16 protein-coding genes and 1 pseudogene are annotated in these 21,950 nt (G+C 62.5%); 6 read left to right on the top strand and 11 right to left on the bottom strand.

Annotation, left to right across the window (positions count from 1 at the left end; all coding sequences use genetic code 11):
* Positions 1–212: 212 nt before the first annotated feature.
* Entirely contained in the window at positions 213–1,664 is a 1,452-nt protein-coding gene (locus tag AC3EA7_RS20560; RefSeq protein ID WP_488615944.1) for an STAS domain-containing protein, read from the top strand.
* 3 nt (positions 1,665–1,667) lie between these two features.
* Here AC3EA7_RS20560 and AC3EA7_RS20555 read toward each other — a convergent pair whose 3' ends face one another.
* The 5 genes from AC3EA7_RS20555 to AC3EA7_RS20535 all read right to left on the bottom strand — a co-directional run bounded on the left by AC3EA7_RS20555 (position 1,668) and on the right by AC3EA7_RS20535 (position 7,450).
* Positions 1,668–2,279, bottom strand: coding sequence for a YigZ family protein (locus AC3EA7_RS20555; protein ID WP_488615943.1), 612 nt, complete (start codon positions 2,277–2,279; stop codon positions 1,668–1,670).
* Positions 2,276–2,902: a hypothetical protein gene (locus tag AC3EA7_RS20550; protein WP_488615942.1), complete on the bottom strand. Its 627-nt coding sequence runs from the start codon at positions 2,900–2,902 to the stop codon at positions 2,276–2,278. The genes AC3EA7_RS20555 and AC3EA7_RS20550 overlap by 4 nt, the downstream gene beginning before the upstream one ends.
* A 128-nt stretch (positions 2,903–3,030) precedes the next feature.
* Entirely contained in the window at positions 3,031–3,717 is a 687-nt protein-coding gene (locus AC3EA7_RS20545) for an ABC transporter ATP-binding protein (RefSeq protein WP_488615941.1), read from the bottom strand.
* Positions 3,714–6,266 (bottom strand): FtsX-like permease family protein, encoded by a 2,553-nt coding sequence (locus tag AC3EA7_RS20540; RefSeq protein WP_488615940.1) that lies wholly within the window; start codon positions 6,264–6,266, stop codon positions 3,714–3,716. The genes AC3EA7_RS20545 and AC3EA7_RS20540 overlap by 4 nt, the downstream gene beginning before the upstream one ends.
* 617 nt (positions 6,267–6,883) lie before the next feature.
* Positions 6,884–7,450, bottom strand: coding sequence for a TlpA family protein disulfide reductase (locus AC3EA7_RS20535; RefSeq protein WP_488615939.1), 567 nt, complete (start codon positions 7,448–7,450; stop codon positions 6,884–6,886).
* 352 nt (positions 7,451–7,802) lie between these two features.
* Here AC3EA7_RS20535 and AC3EA7_RS20530 point away from each other — a divergent pair, with 352 nt between their 5' ends.
* Positions 7,803–8,453 carry a LuxR C-terminal-related transcriptional regulator gene (locus tag AC3EA7_RS20530; RefSeq protein ID WP_488615938.1) on the top strand — a complete coding sequence of 217 codons (651 nt, stop codon included), beginning with the start codon at positions 7,803–7,805 and terminating at the stop codon, positions 8,451–8,453.
* Between the two features lie 62 nt (positions 8,454–8,515).
* Here the strand turns inward: AC3EA7_RS20530 and AC3EA7_RS20525 are convergent, their stop codons facing one another.
* Together AC3EA7_RS20525 and AC3EA7_RS20520 are read right to left on the bottom strand one after the other, a co-directional pair.
* Positions 8,516–8,887, bottom strand: a complete 372-nt coding sequence (locus AC3EA7_RS20525; RefSeq protein ID WP_488615937.1) for a hypothetical protein — start codon at positions 8,885–8,887, stop codon at positions 8,516–8,518.
* Positions 8,888–8,914: 27 nt separating this feature from the next.
* Positions 8,915–9,856, bottom strand: coding sequence for a MauE/DoxX family redox-associated membrane protein (locus AC3EA7_RS20520; protein WP_488615936.1), 942 nt, complete (start codon positions 9,854–9,856; stop codon positions 8,915–8,917).
* A 557-nt stretch (positions 9,857–10,413) separates the two neighbouring features.
* Here AC3EA7_RS20520 and AC3EA7_RS20515 point away from each other — a divergent pair.
* A complete protein-coding gene (locus tag AC3EA7_RS20515; protein WP_488615935.1) occupies positions 10,414–10,548 on the top strand; it encodes a hypothetical protein in 135 nt (44 codons plus the stop codon).
* A 238-nt stretch (positions 10,549–10,786) separates the two neighbouring features.
* Positions 10,787–13,066: an ArnT family glycosyltransferase gene (locus tag AC3EA7_RS20510; protein WP_488615934.1), complete on the top strand. Its 2,280-nt coding sequence runs from the start codon at positions 10,787–10,789 to the stop codon at positions 13,064–13,066.
* Here AC3EA7_RS20510 and AC3EA7_RS20505 read toward each other — a convergent pair.
* The 4 genes and pseudogenes from AC3EA7_RS20505 to AC3EA7_RS20490 all read right to left on the bottom strand — a co-directional run bounded on the left by AC3EA7_RS20505 (position 12,970) and on the right by AC3EA7_RS20490 (position 18,149).
* Positions 12,970–13,269 (bottom strand): winged helix-turn-helix domain-containing protein, encoded by a 300-nt coding sequence (locus AC3EA7_RS20505; RefSeq protein ID WP_488615933.1) that lies wholly within the window; start codon positions 13,267–13,269, stop codon positions 12,970–12,972. The genes AC3EA7_RS20510 and AC3EA7_RS20505 overlap by 97 nt on opposite strands.
* 387 nt (positions 13,270–13,656) lie before the next feature.
* Positions 13,657–15,654, bottom strand: a pseudogene (gene katG, locus AC3EA7_RS20500) (catalase/peroxidase HPI); the annotation flags it as partial.
* A 12-nt stretch (positions 15,655–15,666) separates the two neighbouring features.
* Positions 15,667–15,906, bottom strand: a complete 240-nt coding sequence (locus AC3EA7_RS20495; protein WP_488615932.1) for a hypothetical protein — start codon at positions 15,904–15,906, stop codon at positions 15,667–15,669.
* Between the two features lie 167 nt (positions 15,907–16,073).
* Positions 16,074–18,149 (bottom strand): ATP-binding protein, encoded by a 2,076-nt coding sequence (locus AC3EA7_RS20490; protein WP_488615931.1) that lies wholly within the window; start codon positions 18,147–18,149, stop codon positions 16,074–16,076.
* Positions 18,150–18,573: 424 nt separating this feature from the next.
* Here AC3EA7_RS20490 and AC3EA7_RS20485 point away from each other — a divergent pair, with 424 nt between their 5' ends.
* Entirely contained in the window at positions 18,574–20,535 is a 1,962-nt protein-coding gene (locus AC3EA7_RS20485; protein WP_488615930.1) for an ABC transporter substrate-binding protein, read from the top strand.
* Positions 20,536–20,744: 209 nt separating this feature from the next.
* Positions 20,745–21,947 carry an ABC transporter permease gene (locus tag AC3EA7_RS20480; protein ID WP_488615929.1) on the top strand — a complete coding sequence of 401 codons (1,203 nt, stop codon included), beginning with the start codon at positions 20,745–20,747 and terminating at the stop codon, positions 21,945–21,947.
* The last annotated feature ends 3 nt before the right edge of the window (positions 21,948–21,950 follow it).

The following is a 21,950-nucleotide window of genomic DNA, read 5'->3' as shown; positions in this document are numbered from 1 at the left end:
ACAACCCTCTGTGCTTCGCCTGGAGTCGGGGTGATGCCTGCCATCCTCGCAACGAAACGCTGGCGTGGCTCCAATGACACAGCCATAGTCCCACGCGGCGAAGTGACTATCGTATAGTTGCAAAGGCGTGTTACTGGTCATTATAATCCATTATATGCAACTGCGACTCAGCGCGAGTCGCTGTAACCTCTCTCTCGTTAGGAGGCAGCGCTATGAACTTGCTGCTTATTCTCTTGACGATGGTCCTTCTAACGGCGACCGGCGTGTATGTCCTGGTGCAGGATTGGCGTGCGACTACGAATCGCCTTTTTGCCCTCTTTGCGCTCAATGCCATTACCCTGATGATTGTCGGCGTTCTGCGCCTGACAGGAAAGAGCAAAGAGGAAATCTGGTTTGTTCATGGCTTAACGAGTCCCTTGCTTGCCATCAGCTCCTGGTTGCTGGTATGGCTTATCCTGGCAATCTTCATTCCGCACCGATACGCCCAGAAGTCGCTGCGCTGGACCCTGGCTGCGCCATACCTGATGATGGCCCTGTGGCTGATACTGGACTGGTATGGCGGTTTCGACCTGATCAGGCGCTCGGACACATTCACAAAGGACGGGATGCGGATCTTCGCCATAAGCCCGCTCTTTCCACTGGTTATGACGCTCTACGTTTTGAGCGGCTTATTGGTTCCTATCGCCATGCTTCTGGTTGTTGCCAGACACAATCGCGCTGTGGTCCAACCAGCAATGTGGTTATCGGGGGGCATTGCGTTATCGTTTGGAGCAGGCGCATTGTTTGGCGAACGCGCACTTCTGGCGCTGAACTATGCCAGTATGCTCCCCCTCTATCTGGCATTCGGCTGGGTGACGTTGCGCTACCAGGTGTTCCGTCCCTCGAGCGTCGCGTTGCGCACGGCTATCGAGCATTTGCCCGATGGAGCGGTCGTGCTCGATGCGCAACGACAGATACGCTTCGCCAATCGCGCCGCGCAGCAGATGTTGCGCCCAGGCGTCGGCGAGATGCCGTTTGAAGAAGCGCTCGCGCGCGCCGGTTTTGACGAACAGACGACCCCTGATGATCGGCTGGTCGGTCTACGGCGCTTTCAGCGCACTGGCGAGGTCGCCGTCACGCTGGTCGTTGCCGAGACCCCCATCGACGGGGATCGTGACGCAGCCAGCGTGCTGATCCTGCGCGATATGACCACTGCGGAACGGCAGCAGGCGGCGCTAGCCGCCTCGCGCGCCGCGCTCGAAGCGCGCACTGCAGAACTGGAGCGCTCCCTCGAGGCGATTCGGCAACGGGACGCGCTGATCACCCGTCTGACGCTGCCGTTGATCCCGTTGAGCGAGGGGGTGCTGGCGATGCCGCTGATCGGCGCCTTCGACGGCGCGCGCTGCGCGACGCTGCTTGCGCGGCTGCTGGACCAGATCGAAGCACGCGGCGCACGCGCCGTCCTGCTCGATCTGACCGGGGTCACCGGGTTTGACCAATCGCTGGCGGCGGCGCTGCGGCAGGCGGCGGACGGCGCGCGCCTGATGGGGGCGCAGCTGGCGCTGTGCGGCGTGCGCCCCGACATCGCCGAGAGCATCGTCCACGAACGCATGCACCTGAACGGCGTGCGCCTGTTTGCCACCATGCAGGAAGGCGTGGCGGCGTTGCTGGGGCACAACCGATGACCGTCACCTCAGGGATGCCCTGCCTGCCGTCAACTGCCGCAACGCCTCGGACAACGCCGCGATATGCGCTTCCGGGAGGATGATTTCCAGCGTCACGTCCGCTGCAAACGCTTCGTGCTCAACTGTGCCGTGATGTGCAGCAATCAGTCGTCGCGTCTGCTCATATGCGGAATAGGGAATAGTGACCAGGAACCGGCGGCGGGCGATCTTTTCCGTGCGCGGCAACGCCGCAAGCACGGCTTTCGCCGCATCGCCATAGGCGCGCACCAGTCCGCCGGTTCCCAGGAGCGTCCCGCCAAAATAGCGCGTCACCACCACCACAATATCCCCCAACCCGCTGCCGCGCACGACGCTCAACACCGGACGCCCGGCAGTTCCGGCCGGTTCGCCGTCGTCGCTCATTCCTTCGATGGTGGTCGAACCGTGACCGATGACATACGCATAGACATGGTGCGTGGCGTCCGGCATCTCGGCGCGCACCGCGGCAATGAACGCCTTTGCGTCTTCGACGGTCGCGGCGGGAGCGGCGGAACCGATGAAGCGCGAATTGACCACGCGCAGCTCCATGCGCGCAGGACCGGCGGGTATCAGGCGAGGAGGCGAATCGGCGGTCATGGTTGAGGTGAGAATATATCTGCAGGGACTGCTGAGCCATCGAGCACTTCCCATTTCACCATCCGGGACATGGCATGGACAACCGATGTATCTCCGTCGATCACGGTGCGCCGCCATTCAATAGTTCCGCCAAGAGCGCGATCGAATTTCAGCGTTTCAACAGTCGGAAAATCAGGATAGCGATCACTGGCGGATAATGTGCTGGATCGTTCGAAGAAATGGATTTCACCCCACATGTCATCGTTCTGGATGCCTTTATATTCATATCCCCCGATTGCAGCAGGCGAAATAGCATTGCCGAGAAATGAGCGACTCAAGTGAGTAAAGCGCTCAAGCCATTCGTTGTATGTTAAGGTGGTTATGGCTTGCCTGGCACGGTCGATTTTCTCTTCGTAGCGCTGACACTCTTCTATGACACCCTCAGAACCTGTTCCTACCTGGCTCCACTCGATGCCTTCGTGCGGTTCGGCTTCGCGCGCACGATAGTAACGTTCATAGTGGGATCGATTGGGATCATTCATATCGATCCACTTCCTATCAATGCTGTCGATTGCGAGATACGGGCTTGGGTATGGCGGAATGCCTTCGCGTTGAAAGTACTCATATTCAATATAAGACTTCACTGCAAAAAGCAACCACGAAGGTCACGAAGGGACACAAAGGACATGCACTTCATGGTTTATTTACCTTCGTGCGCTTCGTATCCTTAGTGGTTAAGCCTTTTTGCAGTGGACTCATGGCATGCATAGCGTCACGACGCCGCCTGCACCGCGTCCGCCACGATGCACCCGTCGCGCAGGCGCACCACCCGGTCGGCGTGCGCCGCCACTGTCGCGTCGTGCGTCACCAGCACGATTGTCACGCCGTGGTCGCACCGCACCTGTTCAAGCAAGCCCACGATCTCGTGCGCCGTGGCGACGTCCAGGTTGCCGGTCGGCTCGTCTGCCAGCAGATACTTCGGATGGTTCACCAATGCGCGCGCTATCGCCACCCGCTGCTGCTCCCCGCCCGACAACTCTCCCGGCAGGTGATCAACGCGCGCGCCCAATCCGACCGTCGCCAGCATCTCCTGCGCCCGCGCTCTCAGGTCGAACGCCAACTGGCGGCGATAGGGCCACAACGGCAGCATCACATTCTCCAGCGCGGTGAGCGCTGGCAGCAGATGGAACACCTGGAACACAAAGCCGATCGTCTCGCGCCGGAAATCCGCCAGCGCGTCCCCGTTCAGGCGGTTGAGATCCACCCCGTCCACCGTCACCCGCCCCGCCGTCGGGCGGTCGAGCGCGCCGATCAGGTGCAGCAGCGTCGATTTGCCCGACCCCGACGGTCCCTGGATCGCCACGAATTCGCCCGCATGCACCTGGAGCGTCACGCCGCGCAGCGCCTGCACCGGCGCGCGCCCACCGTAGACCCGCACCAGGTTCTCGACCGCAATCATCGTTCGCGCTCCACCGACTGCAGCAGCGCCAGCGGCGGCTGGCGCGCCGCTCGCCACGCGGGCGCCGCCGCCGCCAGCAGGCTGACCGCCACGCTCAGTCCGATCCCTAGCGGCGCAATCCAGATGAGCGTCAGCGGCAGGCGCGCATTGAGTGCGCCAAAGACGGAAGCCGCCAGCAGCACTCCAGCGCCGCCGCCGAGCGCGCCGAGCCAGACCGCCTGGCGTACAAACGCCCACGCCACGTCCGCCGTTCGCCATCCCAGCGCTTTGAGCATGCCAACCTCCCACGCCTGCTCGCGCAGCGCCAGCGCGACCTGATCGCCGAGCATCGCCGCGCTCAGTGCGACGCTCAGCGCGGCGATCAGCACGTGATGCCCTTCGATGCGGTGCAGGATGTACTCCCCCAGCAGGGTGAGCGTGCCTGTCAGGTAGCCCTGCGTTTCGACCACCGCCAGCAGGATGAGCGTCGTCAGCCCGCTGCTCAGCCCCTGGGTCAGCAGCACCATCACGGTGCGCGCCGGACGGCGCAGCAGGCTGTGAAGCGCATAGCCGCCCGTCCGGCGCGCGCTCCCGATGCCGACGGCGCGCACCTGCCCCAGGTGCAGTGCGGCGAGCGGCGGACGGCGCGCCGTGCGCCAGGCGGGCAACGCCCCACCCAGCAGCGCAAGGCTCAGCCCGACCGCCAGCGTGAGGAACGCGATAGACCAGGAAACAGGCAGCTGGACAGCGGCGGCGATGACCAGTGCCAGTCCAATGCCTCCACCGCCGCCGAGCGCGCCTGCCAGCAGCACGTCGCGCAGCAGACCCCAGCATATCGTGCGTTGTCGCCAGCCGAGCGCCTGGAGCAGCCCGAGGTCGCGCTGCCGCCCCAGAGCGGTGATCAGCGTCGTGTTGAGCGTGAAGAGGACCCCAACCACGCCGACGACGGTCAGCAGCGCCGCCGCGAAGCGATTGATCGTCACGCCAATTGCGGTATTGATGTTCTTCCGCACCCAGTACTCCTCCACATAGCCAAGACCCGGCAGGCGCACCAGAATGCGCTGGGGCGACGAGCCAACCATAATATCCACCTCCAGACCGGTGCGGCGCTGGATTTCCGAGGCGATTGCTTCGATCTTCGCCTGCGCGGCGGCATCGAGGCGGTCGATGCCAGCCACACGCACGCGGATGGCGCTGATGCAGGCATCGCCGCGCAGGGTGCGCGCCGCTTCGAGCGTCGTGAGCAGCAGCGGCGGGGGCTGGAGATACCCGCTGAGGGCGAGGGTCGGGAAGAGGGGGCGCGGAGCGACCGGCTGGCCCGCATCATCGTAGCGCAGGACGGCGCGCGGCGGATAGTAGGTCTCCAGCGGGACGCGGTTGACGTCGGCGACCCCCGGCAGACGCTCGATGTCGAAGACGCCTGTGCCCTGGATCATAAAGTGCATCCTGGTTCTGGGCGCCTCTGGGGAATTGGGATGGATCGCGCGGCGATAGGCGGGGTCTGCCACATGAGACGCCTGCGGCAGCGGCGCCGCCTCCAGCACGACCCGGGCGTGCGGGAATGGCGCGGTCGTTTCCCGATACGTGATCGGACCCAGCACGCCGGTGCGGTTGCGATAGGTGATGTTGCGCAATTGCTCCCGTGCATCCACAGGCGCCAGTTCGTCGAGCAGGCGCTGATAGGCTGCACCGCTGTCCTGTTCGACAACGGCGATGGTCTCTGCTGGGAGGGTATCCAGATACGCTACGCCGCCGCGCGCAGTGATTGCATCATAGGTCGTCGTGTCGGGCGGTAGGATGAGGCGCGTGAGTTCGGCGCGCAGGCGCAGCCGGACATACGGCGTGGCGTTGATCAGCACCGGAAGAGCGGCCACGTCCTCATTCCCTTCCGGAAAATCGACGGTATAGGTACGGACCGGACCGCTGCCCGGCAGCCGCCCTCGGATAAGCGCCTGGTCTAATCCGACAAGCGCACGCTCCTGGGGCGGGTCAATGGCTGCCAGCAGGAGCGGGATCTCCACCTCGCCGAGCGGTGGGAATGGAAACGAAGGAGCGATAGGAAGAATGGGTCCGTATGCCGCCGATCCTTCAGATGCAGCATCCTCTCCCACATAGTAGTATTGAAATCTGTACTCCTGCGGGCGAACCTGCACACCGTCATCGATGAGCAGTGAGACAACGATTTTGTAGGCGCCAGGGGTCGTGAGCCGATCGAACTCGGCGAACACCATCCGCTCAGGCGGGATGAAGCCCAGCATCGCAATTGGCGCGGCGATCTCCACACCGGGCAGCGCTTTGATCATCGCGTACTGCTCAAAGGTGATCCCGCCGGAGAGCCCGGAGAGGTGATTAGCCTGCACCAGTCCGAACGCCGTCTCGATCGGGGAGCGAGAGGCGGGCGGGCGCACCAGAATGTCGTAGGTGGTGCGCCAGTAGCGGCTGAGGTCCTGATCGGCGGTGACCGCTGTGGTCAGCGTTGTTGCGCCGAGGAGGTAGACCGCCGCGTGGACGACTGCCAGCCCAATAACCAGAAGCACGAACCGGTGCGTCAGCGTGGGTTTCCCGAACATACACGTCACCTCTGGAGGCTGCGCCTGTCCGAATGACGATGGAACATGGTCACACGGTCACAAACCTTCCGACCCGCAACCCTGGACAGGCGCGGAAAACGCGTCTGATGAGCACTTAGAGCCTATCCGGAAAAGATCGTTGGGGAGGTGAAGGCAATGCCTTCGCCTACCCGGTCGCACTTCAGTCAGCGATTTTTCGGATAGGCTCTTAGTGTCCATTGGACGTTACGCTGCCCCCGCAGAATTCACAATAAAGTCTGCGATTAGTCCAATCACCTACATATCCTCCACACGGGTCTACTGGTCGACATCGAATCACGCATATCTTCCAGTTTGGCGCACAGCCGCCGCAAGATCCACAGTCAGCCGTGCATTCTTCAAACCACCAGCACCCATTGGGTTGCGGCGACACCTCAGCGGCGCCGGGCGAGCGACGGCTCTGAGCGGAAACGGCCGGTGCGGGGAGGAGGAAGACTGCCAGGACGAGCGCCAGCGCCGCCGCCAGCATGACCGCCAGCATTCGCGATGCCCACGAACGGACAATGTCTTCGATGACCATACGATCACCTCCTGTGTCTTGCGCGCCGCAGTTGCGGCTTCCGGGGGTCGGTGCGACGCTACTGCGAGGTCCTGGTCTGCATCCACCGATCCACATCGCTGATCAGGAAGCTGCTGCCGACAATGACGCCACGCGCGTCGATCAGATAAAAGAAGGGCGTGCCGGGCACATGGTAGTCGCGCGCCGTCTGGTCCTGCCATTGCACCACCGGAAAAGCGAAGCCCTGGGTCGCCGCCAGGTGACGGTTTTCTTCGGCTGAGCCATGCGAGATCAGCAGGACGGTCACATCGGGATGGCGCGCGTGCAGCTGCGCGAGCGCCGGATACATTTGCTGACAGGGCGGGCAGGTGACGGAAGAGAAGACGAGCAGCAACTGCCGCCCGGCGCTGTCCTGCAGCGTATAGGTGCGCCCTTCGGCGGTCGAGAGGCGAAAATCGGGCGCAGGCGCGCCCGTAGCCAGGGGCGTCGGACGGCGCAGGGGCGCGAGCGCGTCCGTCACCTCGCGCTGCACCTGATTCATTCGCCAGAATAACCCAATCGTGACGAGTAAGAGCAGAAGCACGACGACCATCAGCATCCAAAGCAGTCGATTCGTGGGGGATGGTTGCACATCTCTGATATTCATAGCGACGCCTCTTGCCATAAGGTGCATATGCTGCAATTACGACGCTTTTCTGGATAATGCGGGCAATATCATTTCTCATCTTTCGCGCGTATAACCCGCCTTATGCTGCAGAAGCGCTGTGAGCGTCGGTAGGGTTATTTCGAGTCTATCAGCGCCAGGTTTGGGCGTCAAGATGTGGATTTCCACATCTTGACGGACGCTGCGCGGTGTGTTATGTTATTTGTCACTTTGTCGCAGCAACGTCTCGCCTGCGCGCCCGTTATTGATATCGCAATAACCTCCGGGCGCGTTTCCGCTTCCCGATTGGCACAGGGAAGCGTGCTTCTTCCCGCACTCATTCAGGAGGTGTGCAATGGATCACCCGTTGACGCTCTTCCTTTTCGACCCGCATGCCCTGGCGACTCCGGCGGTGCGCGCGCGCTTGACCACTGCGCCGGATCTCGCACTCCTGGCAGTTGCGCCCGACCTCGCCGCGCTGCCACACACCGTCGAGCCGCCTGCCCATGCGTTCCTCGTGCTCACCGACTGGCGCGACGGCGCGCCGCTGGCGCTTGCGTCCGCCCTGCGCGCGCGCTGGCCACGCCCCGCGCCGGTGATCTGGAGCGCGCAGTCGCATCCGCTGCGCCTGGTCGCGGCGCTCACCGCAGGCGCTGGCGGGTATGTGGACGTGGTGGCGCCGCTGCCCGATCTGCTGACGGTGCTGCGAGTGGCGCAGCGCGGCGGTGCGGCGTGCTGCGCGCCAACCGCGTCTCAGTTGCGCGCGCGGCTGTTCGGGTGTCCGCACCTCACCGACCGCGAAGCGCAGGTGGCGGCGCTGATCGCCGCCGGGCACGCCAACGCGACGATTGCCGCAACGCTGGGGCTGACCGCGCGCAGCGTCGAAGCGTACGTGCAGCGGCTCTGCCGCAAGACCGGAGCGCGCACGCGGGTCGATCTGGCGCGCTGGTGGCTGCTGCGCCCGTGGCTATCCGGGACCGACGGTACGGCAACGGAGGGGGCGTGAGGTCAGGAGGCGGTGCACACCCAGATGGAGGGGCGTGGTTTGGGCATCACATGCGGCCTGCGTCACTCGTAATGCCGCAGATCTGGGAAGTCGTCTTCCTTGCGGCGCGTGTCTCTGATGAATGCTGGCGCGCGTGCGGGGGGCGGCGGAAACTGTTCCGGGTGCTGACGAACATACTCCTCATCGAAGATGAAATCGAAGAACAGGACCAGTTCAACATCCGGGTTGGTCTGCAGCCATGGCTTGAGCGACACCAGGTGGCGTTCGCCACGGTATGGATCCGTGATATACCCTTCATCACCGCCAAGCCACGCACGTAGCGTTGCCAGACTGAAACCGTGACCGCGCATGTGAGGCGGCACTTCGCGCAGTTCAGCAATGATGGTCCCCGGGATATCCCGATACGGAAAGTGTGAGAGCAGAGGAATGTACATAGCAACCTCCTTGATTGCTGCGCCCAATTATGGGCAACCGAGCTGACGACACACGCGTCCGACATATGACCAGGTGGGGGTTGAGCACAGTGTTCCATCACAGGAATCATAGCATGCAAACGTAGCGATTGAGGTCCATGACTTGGCTATACTCTCATAGACTTCAAAGCACGACATACAATAACAGACCTGTATCGAGCAGTGAACATACGTCGTGCCATCTTCCGACTGCTGAGAGGTGCAACTCTCAGGTGTGCGCACCTGATCGGGTGCAGGCGCAGGTGTGGGTTGCGGTGAAGGATCCGTCCCCTCCGCAGCCGAGACGAGTGCGTGGTTGCGAAGCGGCGATAATGTCAGCGCACTGCTCGCGGCGCCGAGGAAAGAGAGGAGTCGTCGTCGCACAGGCGATCGCGGACGCTGGACGAGTGCTGTATGGGGCGGAGTGGGAGGACCAGAGAATGACGGCTGCGCCATTGCACGGCGCACAGCCAGCGCCGTGAGTGCAGCGCCGCCTGCGGAGACCAGCGCCGTCCCCCATATTGGTAATCCCAGCGATAGCCCAGGCGTCCGCATGGTCAGCATTGTTCCCGCGCCGCTCAACAACAACAGTCCGACGTTGCGCAGCAGGGTGATGCCGCTTACCCTGGGTTCAACAGCGCCAAAACAGCCGCATGCGAGTGGCAATCGTCGGGCATACACCCGCGCGACCCGGGCTGTACAGAGCAGCAGCATGCCAGTAACGCTCCCCATAGTCCACGGCAGCAGCGCAGGCGGACTCGTCAGTAGCGCCAGCGCCAGCCCGGTCTCCAGCGCCGGAAGCAGGATCGTCAGCGGAGGAATCACTGCTGCAGGCAAACTGCTGCCGCGTAGCGCTGCAACCAAAGCAGCGGGCCAGCGCGTCTTCGTGTATGCAGCATATAGCAGTACGATGCTCAATACAGTCTGGCATCCGGCGATAATGATTTCCATCTTGATCGCCTTCCTCTCACTGAATTAATGCAGAGGCGATGCACGGAAAGTGCTGCGATTACGGGGCTTTTCTGGATAATGCGGGCAATATCGCAATTAATTGCACATTCTCATCTCTTACTCATCTTTCGTGCACATAACCCGCCTTATGCCGCAAAAGCGTTGTGAGCGTCGGTAGGTTATTTCGAGTCTATCAGCACCAGGATTGGGAGTCAAGATGTGGAAATCCACATCTTGACAGACGCTGCACGGAGTGTTATGTTATTTGTCATTTTGTCGCAGCAACGACCCGCCTGTACGCCCTGTGCTCGATCACGAGGGCATATTTCCGCTCTCCGGTCTGCCCAGGAAAGCGGGGTTCCGCCATGCTGCGGGTGGACCGCGTCCCGCTGATGAACGACCCTCCCGCAGGCTCACAGCCCGCAACTGCTGCGGCTGGCGCTGTGCGCGCCTGCGTGAGGAGGCGTCGCGCGCCAGCGCTCCACGTCCACGGTTCCCCCCGTTGTCTGCTTGCAGCGCCTGTCCGCCGCTTCCCACACTCATTCAGGAGATGTGCAATGGATCACCCGTTGACGCTCTTCCTCTTCGACCCGCATGCCCTGGCGACTCCGGCGGTGTGCATGCGTTTGACCGCCGCGCCTGATCCGGCGCTCCTGGCGGTTGCGCCCGACCTCGCCGCGCTGCCCAGGTGACGTCACATCCGGGCGCCCACGGTCCCTTCCGGGCAACCATACGGGACGCCCACCAGAGGCGCCCCTACGCGGGCGCGGGGTTGATGGTCATGCGCCGCCACGTGACCGTCCTCTGCACCCCAAGGCGCGCCGCTCTCACCCTGCGCGGCGCGGCTATCATGCGATCATCGCCTTTGTCCAGGCGGTGCATCATGGCGCTGGTGCAGATCCACGACTGCACAATGGTATAATGCCGGGCATGGCGAATGTTCCGGTCGAACCGCGCGCTGCCGCTCAACCGCGGCGAATGAGGACACACGGGCTGCGGCTCGCGCCAGGGGCGCTGGCGCTGGCGTTGTTTCTGGCGCTGACGCTGGGACGCGGCGTGCTCGGTGCGGCTGCGGCGCCGTTGCAGAGTGCGCTGGCGCTGGCGTTGCTGGCGTCGATCATTGCGCAGCCGGGGGTGCTGGCGCGTATGCGCGTCACGCAAACCGCTGCGGCACTGGCGGGCATCCTGACCGTCGCGCTGCTTCTGCGCGTCTGGGGATTGCGCTTCGGGTTGCCGTACTTCGAGCACCCCGATGAATGGGCGGTCGCCGAGGACGCGTTGCGTATGCTGCGCACCGGCGACTATACCCCCTTTTCGTATACGTACCCGACGCTCTATACCTACATGCAGGTCGGTGTGGCTGCCGTGCACTTCATGTGGGGTGCAGGCGTCGGTCTCTACCGCACTCCCGCCGACATCGACCCGGTACAGTTCTATGTCTGGGCACGCGCGCTGACGGCGATGCTCGGCGTGGGCGCTGTGGCGTTGACGTTCCTGGCGGGGCGGATGCTCTACGGCAACGCCGCCGGTCTGCTGGCAGCCGCCCTGATCGCTGTGATGCCCGCAGTCACCGGCGATTCGCACTATGTGACGACCGATACGCCAGCGATGTTTGTTACGTTGCTGGCGTTCCTTGCCATTGCCCGACTCGGTGACATTGCGCCAGATCGCGCGACGTTGAGGGAGGCGCCCTCCGCTGCCGTTCCCTGGAACATCCCCGCGCTGGCGTTCCTGGCAGGCGTCGGCGTCGGTCTGGCGACGGCGACCAAATGGAATGCCGGTTCGCTCGTCATTGCCCTGCTGGTTGCTATCGTTTTTGCGGCGCGACGTTCAACGCGCGATGGACATGCTGTTGCTCTGGACGACGACGTTGCAGCACAACCTGCGGCAGACGTTGCATTGCAACGTCTCTCTAAGGGACCTTCAACCTTTCACCTCATCCCTGCCGCTCTTCTCGGCATTCTATTGGGTTTCACCCTTGGCGTGCCATTCTGGTTGCGCGATCTGCCGCGCATTCTGACCGATCTTGCCGGGATTGTTGCGCATTACCGCTTCGAGGGACATCCCGGCGCGGAGTCGGATCAGCCGGCGCTGTTCTATTGGTGGGCGTTGACCCGTGAAGGGACGCTGCTGGCATGGGCATGCCTGGGTGGCGTGGCGCTGGCATTCTTGCGGCGCAAACCCGCCGATCTGCACGTTCTCGCCGTCGTGATTCCTGCGATGCTGCAACTGACCGGCGTGAAGGTGGTGTTCTTTCGCAATGCCATGCCGCTGCTGCCGTTTCTCTGCATTCTGGCGGCGGCGCTGGTCGTCGCCGCAGTTGAATGGGTGACTGCGCGATTTGGAGACGCGGCGGATCGACGGGCGGGCGGGCAGTCGTCTGTTGCGTTCATGCGACGGCTGGCGGGCAACCGCACGGCGCTGCTGCTGGCGGCGACGGTTGTGCTGACGGCAGAACCGCTGGCGCAGGCGGTCCACGACGAACTGCTGCGTTCCCGCCCGACGACGCGCATTCTGGCGGGGGAGTGGCTGGAGGCGCGCGCGCTGGATGGTGAGCGCGTCTGGCTGGAGGATAACACACTCATCCTTTCACCGCGTTTGCGCGCGATTGGCGGCGAACCGGCGGTGCGTCACGACCTTGCCTGGTACCGTGAGCAGAGCATTCGCTTTGTGGTGGTGCATCTCGACCGTGAGACGGGCGCGGCGGCGTCGGCGACCTTCGGTGAGCCGGCAGCACGGTTTCTGCGGGCGGGTGAGCAGCATGGACCCGACCTGGCGATCTTCGACACCGGCGCACTGGATGCCGTCGCCGAACCGCGCATGCCGTCGGGCGCAACCCTTGGCGCAGGCGCGATCGTGCTGGAGGGGTACCGCCATCCGGGGCGCGTGCAGGCAGGCGGCGTGTTGCCGCTGGCGCTCTTCTGGCAGGCGACACGCCCGCTGCCGCTGGATTATACCGTGTATGTGCACCTGGTCGATGAAGCGGGCAACAAAGTCGCGCAGCGCGACGTGCCGCCGCTCGAAGGCCGCCGTCCCACCAGCCGGTGGACGCCCGGCGACCTGGTGCGCGATGATCAGGACCTCTTCGTTCCCGAAACCGTTGCGCCGGGCGCCTACCGCCTGCTGACGGGCATGTACGACGCCGCAACCATGACGCCGATCAACGATGCGGGACCGATTGATCTGGGGGTGGTGGTGGTTGAACGTTGAAGGAAGTTCCCTTTGCCGACGCGCACAAAGCGCGAGCCTTCCTGCAGCGTATCGGTGTAGAGGCGGGAACCCATGGTTGCAGCCGGTGTCTGGCCCTGAGGCGTAATCAGTTGCTGTTCAAGCGCACGCCGGGTGATCTCTTCGTAGTGAAGCGGCTGACCGGCAGCCTTGAGAATGGTATAGGCAGCTTCGAGGTACGTCATTTCCCATCTTCCTTTGACATTGGCGCCCGCGTCAACGGCTCAGTGTCGGCGCATGCCGCCTCGTCAATCTGGCTGGGTTCCCAATTGTGAGCCAGAAACATTATAGCGGGGTAAGACCATTTTTTTCAAACGGGGTCGCGCGCGTCGCCTGCTGGCGTCGTCATGTCGGATGCCAGTCCAAATGACTGCGCATTCGTCGAAAACTCACACAAAGGCGCAAAGGCGCCGGATGACATCCGGTGTGCGATGACGCTGTGGGCTGATGAACATCGAGAAAGACATCCGCTCTAGCCCGCGCCTGGGTATCAGAAATCAAATTGCCGTCCCATGGCGTCCGCCATGAAACGGCAATGCACGAGTATCGAGACGTTTCTGAAGCAACACCACTCACGCAGTCTGCGGCTGGACGGTGCGCGACCGCAGCTTCGCTTCCAGACGCTGTCGGGCCAGGTCGAAGCGATCCAGGCTCATCACCTTGTGCCAGGCGGCCACGAAGTCGCGGACAAACTGCTCCCCGGCATCGTCGCAGGCATAGACCTCGGCAATAGCCCGGAGTTGCGCGTTGGCGCCAAAGACGAGATCGACGCGGCTCGCAGTCCATTTGCGCTCACCCGTAGCGCGATCCCGCCCCTCGAACACCTGGTTATCCTCAGAGAGCGCCTTCCACTCCGTCCCCACATCGAGCAGGTTCACGAAGAAGTCATTGGTCAACAGTCCGGGGCGAGCGGTCAGAACACCCAGATCGGATCCGTCGTAGTTGGCGCCCAGGGCGCGCATGCCGCCGACCAGCACCGTCATCTCAGGCACCGTGAGGGTCAGGAGTTGCGCCTTGTCTACCAGCAGTTCTTCAGCCGAACGATGCGCCTTCCCGCCGACATAGTTGCGGAAGCCATCCGCCTTTGGCTCGAGCCACTGAAACGACTCTACATCGGTCTGTTCCTGGGAAGCGTCGGTGCGCCCCGGCTCAAAAGGAACAACGACCTTGTAGCCAGCGTCCTGCGCCGCCTTTTCCACGGCGGCGCACCCGCCCAGCACGATCAGGTCGGCCAGCGAAACCCGGATGTCGTCCACGCGTGAGCGATTGAAGTCCTGCTGAATCTGTTCCAAGACGCCAAGGACGTGTGCCAGTTCAGCGGGGTTGTTGACAGGCCAGTCTTTCTGAGGGGCCAGGCGAATGCGGGCGCCGTTGGCGCCGCCGCGCTTGTCGCTGTGGCGGTAGGTCGATGCCGAAGCCCACGCAGTACGCACCAACTGCGGGATCGTCAGACCGGAAGCCAGCAGACGCTGCTTCAGTTCAGCAATCTCAGCAGGACCGATTAGCTTATGGTTCACTGCCGGGACAGGGTCCTGCCACAGCAGTTCTTCATCCGGCACTTCCGGTCCCAGGCACCGGGCGCGCGGTCCCATATCACGATGGGTCAGTTTGTACCATGCCCTGGCAAAGGCGTTCTTGAGATCTTCCGGGTTTTCGTGGAAGCGTTTGGCAATCTCGCGGTAGATCGGGTCCTCCTTCAGCGCAAGGTCTGTCGTGAGCATCATGGGCGGATGGCGCCGGGATGGGTCGTGAGCGTCCGGCACACTCTCCCAGGCGGACGGGTCTTTGGGTCGCCACTGCCAGGCGCCGGCTGGACTCTTCACCAGTTCCCATTCATAGTTGAACAGATTGTCCAGGAAGCTGTTGTCCCACATTGTCGGCGTGGCAGTCCAGGCGCCTTCCAGACCGCTGGTGATCGTGTCGCTCCCTTTCCCGGTTCCGTAGCGGCTATGCCAGCCGAGTCCCTGCGCTTCGACCGGCGCTGCCTCCGGGTCTGGTCCCAGGTAGCTGGAAGGAGCAGCGCCATGGGCTTTGCCGAAGGTGTGCCCGCCAACGATCAGTGCGACCGTCTCCTCATCATTCATCGCCATGCGGGCAAACGACTGACGAATGTAGCGGGCAGACTCCTTCGGGTCTGGTCGTCCGCCTGGACCTTCCGGGTTCACATAGATCAGCCCCATATGGTCAGCCGCCAGGTCTTCCCGCAGAATGCCGGCTTCATCGTGCCGTTCATCGCCAAGCCACTCGCCTTCAGGACCCCAGTCAACGGATTCATCCGGCTCCCAGACGTCCTCGCGGCCACCGGCAAAGCCAAAGGTCTCGAAACCCATCGACTCCAGCGCCACGTTGCCGGCCAGGATCATCAGGTCAGCCCAGGAGAGTTTGCGGCCGTATTTCTTCTTCACGGGCCAGAGAATACGGCAGGCTTTGTCCAGGTTCACATTGTCGGGCCAGCTATCGAGCGGTGCAAAGCGCTGAGCGCCATCGGAAGCGCCGCCCCGGCCGTCGCTCACGCGGTAGGTGCCGGCACTGTGCCAGGCCATGCGGATGATGAGCGGTCCGTAGTGGCCATAGTCGGCTGGTCACCAGTCCTGAGAGGTCGTCAGCACCCGCTCGATATCCTTCTTCACAGCCGCCAGGTCGAGGGTCGAGAACGCCTCGGCATAGTCGAAATCCTGCCCCAGAGGGTTGCCCGCAGGCGGATTCTGATGCAGGATCCTCAGGTTCAGCAGATTCGGCCACCAGTCCCGAGTCGTTCGGCGCGCGGCATGACCGGTCACCGGGCATGTTCCATTGCCGTTTGTCGCAGTTTCGTCGCTCACGATATTTCTCCTCCCTACGATACGATGGTGATAAAACCGAATCAGTCGTCAATATTCGTTGCAGAAGTAGGAGCAGGTCTCAGACCTGCTCCTACCGCCGGGCGCGCCACCGACGCGCCCACGTTCAACGTGCAACGACCACCTTCTCACCCCTAACCCTTACCCCCCTATCTTCGCACCAGGTCGGTCGCCACTGGAAGGGTAAAGAAGAAGGTGCTCCCCTTGTTGAGTTTACTCTCCGCCCAGATACGCCCGCCATGCAGTTCGACGAGCGCTTTGGCAATGGAGAGACCAAGACCTGTGCCGCCGATGCGACGGGTGTTGCCGTTATCAACGCGGTAGAAACGCTCCCAGATGCGCGGCAGGTCCTCCGGCGCAATCCCGATCCCCTGGTCGCTGATCGCAATCCGCACAAACTGACCCTTTGGATGGTCGGGCGGAAGATCAGCGCCCTCGACGACCGTCAGCCGGATTTCGCCGCCGTTTGGCGAGTATTTCACCGCATTCGTAATCAGATTGACCAGCACCTGCCGGACCTTGTCGCGGTCGGCGTAGATCGGCGGCAGGCGAGGCGGGATGTCAATCAGCATCGTGTGTTTGCCGCCAATCTGATTGTTGAGATGCGCCACCAGGTCGCTGATGATCTGGCGCAGCGACACCGCCCACCGGTCGAGACGCACATTTCCGGCTTCCAGGCGCGTGACGCCCAACAGGTCTTCGACGATCTGATAGAGATGATTCGCCTCATTGTACACTGTTTTGATGAATTCGCTCCGTTCGTCAGGAGAGAATTCGCGCGCCAGGAGCAGTTCGGTGTACCCCATGATTGAGGTCAGCGGCGTGCGCAGCTCGTGCGACACAATCGACAGGAACTCACTCTTCAGGCGATCCGCCTCGCGTTCGCGCGTCACATCGCTGACAATCCAGAGCCTGCCGGTCAGCGACCCGAAACTATCGCGCGTTGGCGCCGAGAGGAGCATCAACTCCTGGTGTGGATTGTTCAGCCGCACCAGCAGCGACTGAACCTCCGCCGGCGAACGTTGCCCCTCGGCGCACAGTTCGGTCAGCGCCAGCGGATCGCGCAGGCGGGGCAGCAACAGCGGCACAAGGTCGAGAGGGATATAAAAGGGATCACGCATTGAGTCAGGCGGGAGTCCCCAGATGGTCAGCCACGCCGGGTTGTGGCGCAACACACGCCCCTGCGGGTCCATCAAGACCAGTCCATTCGGCATACTGGCGAAGACCTGCCCCAGATGCGCGCTGGTTTCGAGCAACTGCTGGTAATGGAGCGCGCGACGCAGCGGATTGACCGCCAGATCGCACAGTGCATCGACGAACGCCACCTCACTGTCGCCAAAGGCTGCCGAGCGCGGGCTATCGAGGAGGAGTACGGCAAGCGGCGGATCGGCGCCGATCGGCACAGCCAATTCGGCGCGCACCTCCGGAGCGAACGCGCGGTAATCCGGGTCGCGCGACACATCACGCAGCAGCGTGGCGCGACCAGTGCGCGCCACCTTGCCGGCGACGCCAATTTCCCAACTCCAGCGCCGCCGCGCTTCACCAAAAGCGTCGCGGCTGAGCGGGTCACCGCCATACCCTTCGTAGACCTGAAGCACCAGTTCCCCGCGCTCGCGGTCGACCAGGACGATAGCGCCGGCTTCGGCGCCGGTCGCATCGAGCGCCCAGCGCAGCAAGAACTGGAGCAGATGGCTCAGGTCGAGCGGCGCTTCGAGATCGGCGCGCAATGCCTCGATCACACGCTGCTGACGCGCCGTTAGCGCCAGCGTTTCGCCGCTCCCGCGATCTGAAGCGATTGCGACTGCCAGCAGCGGCGCCAGTGCATCGATCAGCGCCTGCTCCTCATCGCCGATGATCATCTGATCACTGCCGCGCAGTTCGAGCACGCCCCACAACCGGCCGTTCCAGACAATCGGCGCACCATAATGGGTAATCGCGTCGCGCGCAGTATTGTGGCACGGTGCGCCACGCTCAATAACGTCGCGCAGAATGTCATCGCTCCAGGGAACGCTCCAACCGTTGGACGCATACCACTGTTCGCCGGTTGCCACGGCAATCGGCTCGCGTCGCCACCACGTCATGCGACCGTCGTGAAATGCGATCGCCTGACGCAACACGTCGAACAACCCGATCAGGCGCACGGTCAATGCCTGATCGCCAGCCAACAGACGTGAAGCGTTCAGAACGAGGGGCAGAGCAGCAGTTGTGCGGGTAAGCGCGTACATCGTTATGCCTTTGCCCCTGTATTGTAGCGCTTTGAAGCGCATTGTCAATCGTTTCATGCGATTTTTGGCTTGACATCAACGTAGCAGCGTGTTACCATTCCGCGCAATCATTATGTTCATGAACCGGGAAAACTCTCTGGCGCATCCGGGCAGGTGCGGCGATGGCGCACATTTAGCAGTTCTCCAGGTGCGGCGAGTTGTGACCATTTATGCGGGGGCTTTCGCAAGAAGCATGCCCGCAGACCTGCGCTCCTGCCTCGAGGCGCACCGTCTCTGTCGATGATCCGACGTTCTCTTCGGGAATGATCCGTCGCCAGTAAAGGAGGTGGTCTATCGAATTAAACCGCTTTTGACAGATTGCTCACAGATTCCCGACTCCCGACTCCGCTGTTCGTGGAAGACCACAGAAAGGAGCATTTTTTCCATGAAGATTCTCGACAAGAAAATCGCGCTTGCGATGCTGCTCGCGCTCGTCGTGCCAGTTCTGGCAGCCTGTGGCGGCGGCGCTGCTCAGGCGCCGGTGCGCGAAACGGTCGTCGTCACTGCTGAACCGATCCGCGAGACTGTGGTGGTGCGCGAGACGGTCGTGGCAGAAGCGCCGACCGCAGCCCCTAGCGGTGCGTTTACCACGCCACACCCGATCCTTAGCGATGTGCGCGTGCGCCAGGCGATTGCCTACTGCACCAACCGACCGGAACTGATCCAGTCGGTGTACAGCTACCTGACGCCGGAGCAGCAGGAAGCGCTGCTGATGGACACCAACCTGCCGAAGACCCACTGGGCGGCAGCCAGCAAGGCAGACGGCATTGTGACCTATCCGTTCGACGCCGAGAAGGGCAAGGCGCTTCTCGATGAGGCAGGGTGGAAACTGGCGGAGGGCGCTTCAGTGCGCACCAAGGATGGCGTGCCGCTGTCGCTCGAATTCACCACGACCAACGCGCAGTTCCGCATTACCTGGGCAACGGTGCTGGAGAAGCAGTTGTTGACCAACTGCGGCATCCAGATCATCCGCAAGCATGCCCCGGCGTCCTGGTGGTTCGGCGGCGCTTCCGGTCTGCGCCGGCGCGACTTCGAGCTCGGCGCGTTCGCGTGGGTCGGCGAGGCGGATCCGGGCGGCCGCACGCTCTATGCCTGCGACCAGATCCCTCTGCCGGACAATAACTGGAACGGGCAGAACTACATGGGCTGGTGCAATGAGACCGCCAGCAAGGCTATCACCGCAGCCAACAATACGCTGAACCGCGAGGAGCGCATCAAGAACTACAAGGCGTTCCAGGTCGAGTTCACCAAGGATATGGTCAGTCTGCCGCTGTTCCAGCGCCTGGAGGCGTATGCCTGGAACAAGGCGCTGACCGGCTTGAAGCCCGATCCGACCGAGTACATCACCGCCAATGCCTATGAGTGGGGACGCACCGACAACGGCGATACAATTATCCTGGGCTTCACGCAGGAGCCGGCTTCGATGTTCACTCTGGTCGAGAGCGCAGCCGTGCAGCGCCAGGCGGCGCAACTCGTCGAGGGCGTGCTGACGACCCAGTATAGCTACGACTTCCAGCCGGTGCTGCAGGACGGTCTCTCGACGATCGAGAGCGGCAAGGCGAAGAATGAGGTTATCGAAGTCAAAGCAGGCGACAAGGTCTGGGATGTCACCGGCGCCGCCGTTGAACTCAAGCCGGGCGTTGAGGTCATCAACTCCGACGGCGAGACGGTCAAGTATGAGAGCGGCACGGTCAAGATGAACCAGCTCACCGTCACCTACGACCTGATCAAGGGCATTAAGTGGTCGGACGGCGAACCGCTGAAGAAGGCGGACCTGGAGCTTGCAGTGAAGATCGTGTGCGATCCGGAGTCGGGCAACGTGAGCCTCACCTTCTGCGAGTCGCACGACAATGCCAATGGTGTGACGTTCAACAGCGACACCAGCTACACGATCAAGTACCTGCCCGGCGTGCAGTGGCCGATCTACTTTACCGCTCCCTACGGCGGCTACCCGTCGCATGTGACGCTGTCGGACGGGCGGAAACTGGCGGAAGTGCCGGCCAAGGAGTGGGCGACGCTGCCGGAAGTCGCTGAGCTGCCGCTTGGCTACGGTCCTTACATTCTGAAGGAATGGAACAAGGGCCAGAATATGAAGTTCGAGGCGAACCCGAACTTCGTCCTTGGCGCACCGAAGGTCAAGAATGTCATCATCCAGTTCTACGCCGACACGAACGCTGCTGTGGCGGCGCTGTTGACCGGCGATGTCGACATTCTGGAGAAGGCGACGCTCGGCGCCGGTCCTGAGGTGGAGACGGTGCTCAAGGCGGCGGCGGAAGGCAAGATCGAAGCCAAGACCGACGCTAGCCCGACCTGGGAGCACATGGATATGAACCTGTTTATCCGGTAATCGGTCTGGCGGTACAATGCGCGTGCGGGGACAACCCTGCACGCGCATTTCGTATATAATGAGTCCACTGCACTTAACCACAAAGGACGCGAAGCGCACGAAGGTGAATACACATGAAGCTTGTGTCCCTTTGTGACCTTCGTGGTTAGCTTTTTGTAGTGAAGTCATATCATTAAATTGCTATACGATGTACATTCAGGAACGATGGCATGACGGCGTATCTTGTTCGACGTTTAATCCAGATGGTGATTGTCACCATTCTTTCGGCGATGCTCGGCTATTCGTTGTTGTACCTGGCGCCGGGCGGACCGTTGTTGTTTTTGCAGCAGATGCAGAATACCGGGCAGCGCCGGGTGACGGAAGAAGATATCGCGCGCTTGAAAGCGCGGTATGAACTTGATCTCTATCTGCCGATTCGCTTTACCCGCTGGCTGGCTGGTTTCCCCGCCGGTCCGATCCAGGTCAGCGGCGTGGACCTGATCTCGCCCGATACAGTCGTGGGGTGCGCTATCCCCGGTCAGGTGCGCCTGCGCTACCCCGATGGCACGGTTGAAATTCGGGAAGAGGGGTGCGTGCGCGACGTGACGCTGGCGGATCTTGCAGAACGTCGCACCAGCCGCGGCATTCTGTTCGGCGACTTCGGGCTATCGCAGCAGATCGCGCGCGACCGCCCGATCAGCGACCTGTTAATGACCCGACTGCCCTATACGATCCAGTTGATGGGCGTTTCGACGCTGCTGGCGATTCTGATCGGCGTGCCGATCGGCATCTATTCGGCAGTGCGTCAGTATTCGCGCTTCGACTATGCCATGACCGGCATTACCTTCGTTGGCTCGTCGCTGCCGACGCTCTTTATGGGCGTGATGGCGATCCTGATCTTCTCGGTGCTGGCAAAAGACGCCGGGCTGCCATATCTGCCGTCGGGCGGCGCACAGGGCATCCGCAACTATGACATTCCCTGGATCGGCACGGTGCAGGCCGGCTCGGCGCTGGATCGCACGCTGCGCTTTATTATGCCATGCGCCGTGTTGACGTTCTTCAATATCGCCGCCTGGAGCCGCTTCATCCGCTCCAGTATGCTCGAGGTGCTGCGGCAGGATTATGTGCGCACGGCACGCGCCAAGGGTGTGCGGGAGCGCGCCGTGATTACCAAGCATGCGCTGCGCAATGCGCTGATTCCGTTCGTGACCCTGCTTGCGGGTGTGTTGCCGACGCTGGTGGCAGGCGCAGCAATTACTGAATCGGTGTTCAACTGGCCCGGCATGGGGCGGTTGCTGGTCGATGCGCTGGGACGCAGCGATTATACCGTGGCGATGGCAATCCTGTTCATCAGTACCGTTCTGGTGCTGATTGGGTATCTCATCTCCGACATTCTGTACACGATTGTCGATCCGCGCATCCGGCTCGCGTGAGGA

Source organism: Roseiflexus sp. (assembly GCF_057785375.1).
This window is presented reverse-complemented; position numbering and strand designations above follow the sequence as displayed.

Excerpts from the sequence above, each read along its gene's own strand:
- AC3EA7_RS20560 (WP_488615944.1), top strand. The coding sequence starts at position 213 with ATGAACTTGCTGCTTATTCTCTTGACGATGGTCCTTCTAACGGCGACC.
- AC3EA7_RS20555 (WP_488615943.1), bottom strand. The coding sequence starts at position 2,279 with ATGACCGCCGATTCGCCTCCTCGCCTGATACCCGCCGGTCCTGCGCGC.
- AC3EA7_RS20545 (WP_488615941.1), bottom strand. The coding sequence starts at position 3,717 with ATGATTGCGGTCGAGAACCTGGTGCGGGTCTACGGTGGGCGCGCGCCG.
- AC3EA7_RS20540 (WP_488615940.1), bottom strand. The coding sequence starts at position 6,266 with ATGTTCGGGAAACCCACGCTGACGCACCGGTTCGTGCTTCTGGTTATT.
- AC3EA7_RS20535 (WP_488615939.1), bottom strand. The coding sequence starts at position 7,450 with ATGAATATCAGAGATGTGCAACCATCCCCCACGAATCGACTGCTTTGG.
- AC3EA7_RS20530 (WP_488615938.1), top strand. The coding sequence starts at position 7,803 with ATGGATCACCCGTTGACGCTCTTCCTTTTCGACCCGCATGCCCTGGCG.
- AC3EA7_RS20525 (WP_488615937.1), bottom strand. The coding sequence starts at position 8,887 with ATGTACATTCCTCTGCTCTCACACTTTCCGTATCGGGATATCCCGGGG.
- AC3EA7_RS20520 (WP_488615936.1), bottom strand. The coding sequence starts at position 9,856 with ATGGAAATCATTATCGCCGGATGCCAGACTGTATTGAGCATCGTACTG.
- AC3EA7_RS20515 (WP_488615935.1), top strand. The coding sequence starts at position 10,414 with ATGGATCACCCGTTGACGCTCTTCCTCTTCGACCCGCATGCCCTGGCG.
- AC3EA7_RS20510 (WP_488615934.1), top strand. The coding sequence starts at position 10,787 with ATGGCGAATGTTCCGGTCGAACCGCGCGCTGCCGCTCAACCGCGGCGA.
- AC3EA7_RS20505 (WP_488615933.1), bottom strand. The coding sequence starts at position 13,269 with ATGACGTACCTCGAAGCTGCCTATACCATTCTCAAGGCTGCCGGTCAG.
- AC3EA7_RS20490 (WP_488615931.1), bottom strand. The coding sequence starts at position 18,149 with ATGTACGCGCTTACCCGCACAACTGCTGCTCTGCCCCTCGTTCTGAAC.
- AC3EA7_RS20485 (WP_488615930.1), top strand. The coding sequence starts at position 18,574 with ATGAAGATTCTCGACAAGAAAATCGCGCTTGCGATGCTGCTCGCGCTC.
- AC3EA7_RS20480 (WP_488615929.1), top strand. The coding sequence starts at position 20,745 with ATGACGGCGTATCTTGTTCGACGTTTAATCCAGATGGTGATTGTCACC.